Here is a 1,634-nt window from a genome sequence, read left to right as displayed (position 1 = left end):
TGCCAGACCGCCGCAGGAGTCACGACCCGGCTCGCCGCGCCAGCAAGGCGAGGAGGTCGTCGAGCCCCGGCCCCTCACTCACGGCGTCGGCCGTCACCTCGACCGCTGCGCGCATCTCGACCAGCCCGTGCGCACCACGCGCGGGGAGCGCCACCTGCGTCAGTCGGCGCTTCCCGTCGCGGCCCCGGGTCACGTGCAGGACGACGTCGAGAGCCGCCGCGAGCTGACTGTGGGCCGCCTCGCGCCCCAGCCCGGCCGCCAGGGCGAGGGCCTCGACCCGCGCGGGGACGTCGATCGCGCTGTTGGCGTGGAGCGTGCCGCAGCCCCCTTCGTGACCGGTGTTGAGCGCCGCCAACAGCTCGACGACATCACCACCACGCACCTCCCCGACGACGAGCCGGTCGGGCCGCATGCGCAGCGCCTGGCGCACGAGCGTGCGCACCTCGACCGCACCGGCACCCTCGACGTTGGCGGGACGCCCTTCGAGGGCCACCACGTGCGGGTGCCTCGGGCGCAGCTCGGAAGCGTCCTCGACGATCACCAGTCGCTCGGCCGGCGACAGCTCGCCCAGCAGCGCAGCCAGCAGGGTCGTCTTGCCGGAGCCCGTTCCTCCGGTGACGAGAAAGGCCAGTCGGGCACCGATGATCCGGCGCACCAGGCCTTCGAGCTCGGGCGCGACCATCCCGCGCTCGACCAGGTCGTCCAGCGTGAAGCCGGAGGTGTGCGGGACACGGAGCGAGATCACCGTGCCGGGTCGAGCCAGCGGCGCCAGCACCGCGTGGAAGCGGGTGCCGTCGGCCAGTCGCAGGTCGGCGAAGGGGGTCGCGTCGTCGAGGCGCCGCCCGGCATGCGCGGCCAGCCGCTGCGCGAGGCGTCGTACGGCGGCGTCGTCGGCGAAGCAGACGTCGGCACGCTCGAGCCCGGCGCCGCGGTCGAGGTAGACCTCCTGCGGACCGTTGACGAGCACGTCGGTCACCCCCGGGGTGCGCAGCAGCGGCTCGAGCGGTCCGGCGCCGACGACGTCGCGACGCAGGGCCTCGTAGACCTCCAACACCGTCGCGTCGCCGACCGGTCGACCGGTGGCACGCAGCGCCTCGGCCACCCGGTGGGGCGACAGCTCGCCGGGGGTGCGCGCCAGCCGTTCGCGCACCGCGTCGACGAGGACCGCGCTCACGCAGCGACCCGTCGTACGGCGAGGTCGGCCAGGTCGTCGACGAGCGCGACGCAGGTGCGGGCCAGCGGGCTACGCCAGGAGCGGATCGGACCGAGTCCGAGATCGATTGCCTCCGACAGCCCGCGCTGGTGTGGCACGTGGGCGATCACGGGAAGCCGGGTGGCCCTCGAGACGTCGCGCTCGTGGAGACCGGGCCCGCGCAGGACGATCCCCGGCGACGCAAGCCCCGCGAGCCCCGCGAGCCTCGCGGCGAGCCGACTCGCGGCCGCGACGCCCGGCACGCTCGGGACCACCACCAGGACCACCGCGTCACAGCGGGCCAGCACCTCGACCACCAGGGGGTCGGTGACCCGCGGCAGGTCCACGACGACGGTGTCGTGCCCTCGGCGGGCAGCCGAGAGCGCCTCTCGTACGGCGAACGGTTGCGGGCTGGCCGTCGAGCCGGCCGACCACGACAGCG

At 75.0% G+C, this 1,634-nt stretch carries 1 protein-coding gene and 1 pseudogene; both read right to left on the bottom strand.

Going from position 1 to position 1,634, the window contains the following annotated elements; genetic code table 11:
* Positions 1-19: 19 nt before the first annotated feature.
* A complete protein-coding gene (locus VOI19_RS19235; protein ID WP_323794534.1) occupies positions 20-1,174 on the bottom strand; it encodes a TadA family conjugal transfer-associated ATPase in 1,155 nt (384 codons plus the stop codon).
* Positions 1,171-1,634 (bottom strand): annotated as a pseudogene (locus tag VOI19_RS19230) (septum site determining protein); the annotation flags it as partial. The gene VOI19_RS19235 and the pseudogene VOI19_RS19230, both read right to left, overlap by 4 nt.

The organism is Nocardioides sp. (genome assembly GCF_034670285.1).
Taxonomy (GTDB): domain Bacteria; phylum Actinomycetota; class Actinomycetes; order Propionibacteriales; family Nocardioidaceae; genus Nocardioides.
Note: the sequence above shows the minus strand (reverse complement) of the source record. Positions and strands in the feature narration are given on the sequence as shown.